Raw genomic sequence first — 7322 nt, 5'->3', positions numbered from 1 at the left:
AAAGAATCAACCTGTGCATTTTGAAGACCGAATGAGTTAAGGCCAATAAATTTCAGGCTGGTGTCGTATTCTGTTTTTTGAGTCTTTTCAAGGGCTTTGTATTTGCTTACCCAGTATTGCATTTTCGAGAGTGTTACTCCAATTTGTTTAGCGTAACTTCCTATTGTCTGACCACTTTCCTGCTGTAGAACCACATGCTCAAGCATGCTACGGTTCAAAAATTTTCTGTGTATCATGATTTTTTTGTGACAAAGCTAATAACCACTTTCATGACTGGAAAGATGGGGTTGGGGTGGATACCTTTTATCACTGTTATTAAATCCTATTACATAATGCGGCTTAAATTTACATTCCCACTTATATTTATAAAAACCTCCTAATGCTATCTTTTATCCTTTGAAAAAAAATATAGTTTCAATTTTAACAGGTTATTTTTATAGATTAAATAATACAGAATAATACTAAAAATTAAAATAAGAAAAAACAGGACATAATCATAGTTGTTTTTTTCTTTTAATAAGAATAGTGCTGTGAAGCCAGCTAACACTGGCAGAAAGTAGCTTAACATTTTATGCCTAAGTCTTCTTTTTAACACTGAAAAACTTTGTTCATTGAGATCATTTTTATCTATAAAGAATCCTGTTTTCAATGATTCCTCCATAGTTTCTGTTGATTTTTTTTGAGTATCCTTCATCATGAAAATTATAACCAAATAAATGATATCAATTCCTGTCTTACTTCTTTACCGGGTTAGCTACATACTCAATCATCTCCTTACCCACTTTTCTTTGACTAATACATATCTATGATTTCCATTTTTCATTGGAATTTTAATTTCTCCTTCAAATGTTAATGTGTCATTTTTAATCTCATACGCATAAATGACTGATGTTGATGAATCCAATATTTCTTTAAAACGGGTATTATCAATTGTCTCAAACTTTCCTTTAATATCTATATTTTCATGGGCATTCTCACTATTAGAGATATAAAACGTCCCATCTGAATTAAAAACTTTAGTTCTATATTCTTCATTAACAAAATTTGGTTTGCCATTGGAAAAACCTTCAACAAACGACCACTCACCAACTAATGGGCTTGTTTCATGAGTGTAATTGCAAGAAACTAAAACAAACACAGTAATAGATATAATAAAACATGTTTTCATTCCTGACAGTATTTTTTACCTAAATTAAAAATTTTATCATAGGGGCATATCACAATAAGGCTCTAATATTACATGACAACTGAACAAATCAGATTATGATAGTTTTGGAAAAACTTATTAAAACTTAATGAATTGTTGTAAATACTTAGTGATTCATTGCCTAAGCTTCTCCTAGTATCAGAAGAGTCAATCAATTTATTCAGTTTATGGATAAACTCTTCTATTACATGACTGTCTGAATAATTATGAGGTTTGTATCTAACCAGAAATTCTGAATACAATCCAGTATCAAGAATTTCCGATTGGCCGGCGTTAGCTAATGATATAATAGGTAATCCAAATCTTAACATTTCAATACAGACAAAACTACATTCTTCATCTTTTGAGGTTATAATTCCTATATCTGCTATTTGATAAACATTCATTATTTCTTCACTACTTAAATATCCGAATAAATGAATATTTTTTAATGACATTTCAGGAGGTACATAATCTCCATTCCCTATTATTACAAGATGTATTTGTTTATGTAAAGGTTCTAATTTTTCAAAAATACTAAAAAGTAAATCAATCCCTTTTTCAATATCTAATCTTCCAACATATAGTAATAAAAAATCATCTTGGCTAAATCCATATTTTACTTTCAGGCTTTCTTTTGAAAGCCGATTTTCATTTAAATGGTTTGGGATACTATTTTTAATAATAAGAGATTTTTTTTGATCTAAAGAATAAAATTTTTCATATTCATTTTTTGTTTTATCTGTTAAGAATATATTTACATCTGTCATTTTTAGTATTGAACATTCGGCAATTGTAAATTTTTGAAAAAAGACATCATCTACATTTTTGCGTTTAAAATAATTGATTCTATTTTTATGGATTGTGTATATTACTTTTAAATTTTCAATTATATTTTTTAAATAAAAGGCAAGAGGTTGCATATAAGGATCATTAATGTGAAGTACAGCATTATTTGACTTTACGTTCTCTACTACTTTTTCAACAACCAAAGGCACTATTTTCTTTATATCATTAATACTGTGAATAGAGTATAACTTATGTATATCAATTATAACTATCTTTTTAACCTTCCTAAGCTTTTCTAATTCTTTTTCATCAATGCTGGTATTTATAATAATTATTTTATCAACCTTATCTGAAGGTATTAAAACCTCATTAATCAATAAAAATAGATATTTTTTTATCCCATACTTAAATGCTTCATTTGATTGATAAAACGTAATGTAATTCACCATATTTAATATTTGTTACACACAAGGGCTTGATAGTTACCCTTGTGTGCAATTATTTTTTAATAATATTTTGCAAAATTATTTGGAGAAGTCCCTCCACCTTGACTTATCCCATAACTGGCGCCAGCAACTAATTGGCCGGCAAGAACGCCACCTGGTACTAAAGATAGTGCCATTCCAACCCAAAACAACACATCTTCAATACCACCATCAATTTCCTTCATTTCCATTGTACACAATTCCGGTACATCTAAATTATCCAAGTTTTCCATGGTTTTAAAATTTTAATTCCTCAACCTTTTCCGGGCGTTGACCACCTCCCAATCTCAGAAACATTCTGTTAGCCGGCATGTTGAATGTTTCTAATCATATTGCTAAAATAGTCCTGCTCCGTGCACAAAAAAAGCACGGAAAAATTAAAATTCAGATAAAACTGGCGGCATTTGTTTTTGCCACATTTGAAAATATTTCCCATGTTTTTTATATAAATCAAAGTGGGTTCCCTCCTCGATCAGCCGGCCGTTTCCCAGCACCACAATTTTGTCTGCTTCCATGACTGTACTTAATCTGTGAGCAATAACAATGATGGTTTTGCCTTCCGATTTCAATTGATCGATGGCCTTTTGTACATAACTTTCCGATTCGGGATCAAGGGAAGAGGTTGCCTCATCAAGCAAAAGGATTTCAGGATTCTTGTAAAGTGCTCTGGCTATCGCCAGGCGCTGCTTTTGTCCGCCGGAGACTGAAGCCCCGTTTTCTCCCAAATAAGTTTCAAAACCTGCCGGAAGTTTTTCAATAAAATCCAAGATTCCCAGTTGCCTGCATATTGTCAGAATCCGCTCCATGTCGGGATGAAATTCGCCCACCGCAATATTTTCGATAACATTTCCTGCAAACAAGTCCAGCTTTTGAGGCACACTGGCAACCAACCTTCGCAAACTCTGGTTGGTAAAGTAATTAATGTTGTGGTCTCCAATGTATATACTTCCGTCAGTTAAGGGATAGAGTTTTTGCAATAAGGAAGCCAGAGTAGTTTTCCCGGAGCCACTCTCACCTATGATAGCTGTAAGTTTTCCTTTGGGGATAAGCAAGCTAAAATTATCAAAAACATCCACACGTGTGCCATAGCTAAATTTTATATTTGCAAAACGTATATCGCCGATTAAATCCTCCCGAAGTTCAATTTTATCATCATCAGCCTCTCTTTCCAGATCCATTATTTCAAAAAGACGATCAGAAGCGATAAGTGCATTCTGAATGGTCTTGTTCACCCCAACCAATTGGGCTGCCGGGGAAGTAAAATAGCCCAAAATGGCATAAAAAGAGAGTAATTCTCCAGGAGTAATAGATTGATCGATGACAAAATATGAACCTGTCCACAACAAAATAATAATGAATGCCCGATTTAAAAATTCAGAAGAATTCCCGGCAAAAACCGAATTGATCCCCGATTTGTAAACCGTTTTTAGGAGTGTAATAAAACGGGTTTCTGTTTTGATATTGGCAAAATCTTCCAGACCAAATTGTTTTATGGTTTTCACGGAGTTAAGGGACTCCACCAACTGACTTTCAAGGTCAGCAGCATTTTCCATCAGCTTACGTTCACGCTTTCTGTTTAAATAATTCACCAGATAATAAACCACAGAATACAGTGGAATTACAAGGGCCATTATCAGTGCCAGCTTCCAACTGTAGATAAACATGAGAGAAAATGAAAAAATAACAATGAATACATTCACTATCAATGAAACAGCAGTATCGTTAATGAAGACCCGAATTTTTACCGCGTCATTAATGCGGGAAATTATTTCCCCCACACGCATGGTATCAAAAAAACGCTGGGGTAACTTTAAAAGATGCTTGTAATACCCAAGTATAAGCTGAGCATCAATTTTCTGTCCGGTCCGGAGCATTAAAACACTTTTAGATGCTCCGATAAAAATCTGGAAGATCAGCAGCACCACCATACCAATGCTCAACACATTCAGCAAATTGGTATTGCCATAAACTAAAACATTATCTGTAATTTTCTGAATATAGACCGAGGTGGACAATCCTAATATTGTATAAATAACAGCTCCCAATAGTGCCTGAATCAAAATACTCTTATGAGGTTTAAGTAAAAAAACAAACCTCCTGAGATTGGAAACTTTTTCATTGGCCTGAGTAAAATCCTCCCCGGGTACCATCAATAATAACACGCCTGTCCATATTTCGGCAAATTCAGAAACAGTAATTTTATGCATCTGTCCATCACCCGGATCCATATATTCAACACGGTCATCCTTAACCTTATAGATAACCACATAATGATGCAAAACTCTATTTACCACCACATGAGCAATGGCGGGCAAAGGAATTTTCGGAAGAGCATCCACGCCTCCTTTGACCCCTTTGGCTGTGAATCCCATCTTTTCGGAGGCTTTCAGGAGCCCCAACATATTAGTTCCTTTTTTATCTGTCTCGGCCATTTGCCGAATACGCGAAACCGGAAGCTTCAATTTATAATGAGCCGCTACAGATGCGAGGCAGGCGGCCCCACAATCGGTAATATCTCTTTGTTTAATTTTTACTGACATTTCAAATAATTTTTGGGTTAAGCCAATCATCAACTTTATCAAAAAGCAGCTGAAATAAAGTGCGCCGCGTTATCACAAATCGTCCGGTCAGGGTCATTCCTTTTTTTAAAACCCCTTTATGACCTGTTTTCAACTGGAGATAGGTAGAGGACAATTCACAACGGACCTTAAAAACCGGCTGATTTTCAATAACAATAACATCTTCAGAAATTTTGGAGACTTTTCCTTCCAACAATCCCCATTGATTATAATTAAATGCATCAATTTGAAAACGCACCATTTGTCCGCTTCGTAAAAATCCAATATCGGATGAATTCACATAACACTCTGCAATTAAAGCTTCATCAGGTGATATCTCCGCGAGTTTCTGTCCGGGACTTACAAAACTTCCGGCTTGTACACCAACAACTCCCAGCAAAGAACCTGATGCAGGAGCAGTGATGACATATTGACTTCTCTCGTCCCGCAGTTGTTTAATGGAGGATCTAATATCTTCATTTTCCAATTGAAGGCGAGAAATCTCAGATTGCCAGTTATTCTTCATCTCCTGTTTAAATAGTTCTAATTGCGACTTTACAGTCTCCAAATTATTTTTGCTTTTCAAAAAATCTATCTCAGCAATTACCTTTTCCGAGTAAAGATATTTTTGTTGATCAAAATCTTCCTGCAACAATTCCAGTTTAATATCAAACTCCCTTATGCCCGCAGTATATTTATTCCATTCATTTTTATATTTTGGCGTTTTGAGCTGCTGAGGTTGATCCAGAGATAATCTTTTCAGATCTTCCAAAAAAAGAAGATTCGTTTCAAGCAGCTTCAAGGAATTTTCCAATTGGGCATCTAATCGGTCTGATTCAAGGATCACAAGAGTATCACCATATTGAATATGGCGTCCTTCTTCCAAAAAGGTTTTCGTCACTCGTCCATAGAAAACAGGAACGATGGACGCATTTTCACTTTTAGTACGAATAACACCACGACTTTGAGAAGTTACATCCACCGAAATAACAGGAAGTAATGCTATTCCTGTCAACACTAATACCAAAAGACTTAAATAAATCCAATGAAAAGATCTGTTATTTTTATGAAAATGAGCCTCAGAGGTATTCTCAATAATTTCGGGGGGGAAAAGTTGTTGTGACATGATTATTTTTGGGTTAGAATATTACAGATAAATAAAGTCCACCTCCGTGCTTTAAAGAGACATGGAGAAGGTTATATAATCTATCAAAATTTAAACGGCAGTTGCGAAGCCGATAAAACCAAAGGTGAAAGAGTTTGGAGCAAAAATACGGTATCCCCCCGTAATCTGGTTCGCCTGACTTCTCTCAATCTCTTCACAATCAAAATAAACCCGCAGTCTTTTATTGTTTCTATATTCGAAACTATGGCAAACACGTGAATAACTTACCTCAACACCATAACTTCTCAACTCATCGAGATAATTATACAACTGCCGACGGCTAATACCAACCTGATCTGCAAATTCATCAGGAGTCCCGGTTCTTCGTGTCCGGATAAGCTTGTCAATCTTTTCGAGACGCTCAATATGCTTTATTAAATTCATAGGAATAAGGGTTAAAATGTTAAGCTAAAGGGGAATCAAAAGATCTTTTTGAAAAAGAAGAAATGGATATTAAAAAAATCCCGCAAGGAAGTAATACTTTTGCATGATTTAAGGATTTTTAATTATATATCGAAAGTAAATATAAAAATAAAATAAAAAAATTACAAGATGAGAAAAGAAAAAGATGATCCAGAGTTTTATCTATCACCCTGCTTCCACCTTCTTTAATACTATAAAATAAGAACCAAATCCCCTCTGTAAAAACACCAAAAGTGCAAATAGTCCTGCTTCCATAATATATTCATTCAAAATTTCAAATTCAGCTCCAACCTCTCAAAAAAGGCATAACCAATAAAGACAATCAGAGCAATTCCACTGCCTAACAAAGCGCCATAATAGCCGGCATTCAAAATTGATAGTTTCTCTTTTTCAGTCAATTTCTTTTTATTCTTACATATTACACTGATTATTAAACGTTTTATGCTTTGGACTTATAATTTCAAGACGCTTCAAAAAACTACCGGAGGAAATAGACAATAGCCACTATTGTTCCTGCCCCCCAAAGAATCCCCTATCAAGAAAACAACTATTTTAAATCTTCAAAGGAAAGACCTTTCAAAATCATCATCAACTCTTCCCGGGTAATAAGTCGTGATGGTACCGGTTTATCCCCCCGGTCAACAGAGTATCTGCCTCGTTCCAGGCGTTTGTAAAACATGGCAAAACCATCACCGTCCCAATACAAGAGTTTGATA

At 34.7% G+C, this 7322-nt stretch carries 8 protein-coding genes; all 8 read right to left on the bottom strand.

The genetic code is table 11. The features are described from left to right. A partial coding sequence (gene tnpA, locus BM130_RS14880) for an IS66 family insertion sequence element accessory protein TnpA (RefSeq protein ID WP_217645616.1) occupies positions 1–236 on the bottom strand: 236 nt, incomplete at its 3' end. 530 nt (positions 237–766) lie between these two features. Next, positions 767–1168, bottom strand: a complete 402-nt coding sequence (locus BM130_RS14870; RefSeq protein ID WP_010527094.1) for a hypothetical protein — start codon at positions 1166–1168, stop codon at positions 767–769. 68 nt (positions 1169–1236) lie between these two features. Then, positions 1237–2424, bottom strand: coding sequence for a glycosyltransferase (locus BM130_RS14865; RefSeq protein WP_010527095.1), 1188 nt, complete (start codon positions 2422–2424; stop codon positions 1237–1239). A 56-nt stretch (positions 2425–2480) separates the two neighbouring features. Then, positions 2481–2693: a hypothetical protein gene (locus BM130_RS14860; RefSeq protein ID WP_010527096.1), complete on the bottom strand. Its 213-nt coding sequence runs from the start codon at positions 2691–2693 to the stop codon at positions 2481–2483. A 144-nt stretch (positions 2694–2837) separates the two neighbouring features. After that, entirely contained in the window at positions 2838–5000 is a 2163-nt protein-coding gene (locus tag BM130_RS14855; protein ID WP_044138553.1) for a peptidase domain-containing ABC transporter, read from the bottom strand. Between the two features lies 1 nt (position 5001). Continuing rightward, positions 5002–6144, bottom strand: coding sequence for an HlyD family secretion protein (locus BM130_RS14850; RefSeq protein ID WP_010527098.1), 1143 nt, complete (start codon positions 6142–6144; stop codon positions 5002–5004). Between the two features lie 90 nt (positions 6145–6234). Continuing rightward, complete coding sequence (locus tag BM130_RS14845) at positions 6235–6567, bottom strand: HTH domain-containing protein (RefSeq protein WP_010527099.1); 333 nt, start codon at positions 6565–6567, stop codon at positions 6235–6237. Between the two features lie 586 nt (positions 6568–7153). Continuing rightward, positions 7154–7312, bottom strand: coding sequence for an IS66 family insertion sequence element accessory protein TnpB (gene tnpB, locus BM130_RS15855; protein ID WP_367889485.1), 159 nt, complete (start codon positions 7310–7312; stop codon positions 7154–7156). Positions 7313–7322: the final 10 nt, after the last annotated feature.

Source organism: Thermophagus xiamenensis (assembly GCF_900112795.1).
GTDB classification, from domain to species: Bacteria; Bacteroidota; Bacteroidia; order Bacteroidales; family Marinilabiliaceae; genus Thermophagus; species Thermophagus xiamenensis.
The sequence above is the reverse complement of the archived record's forward strand: the minus strand, read 5'-3'. Positions and strand labels throughout refer to the sequence as shown.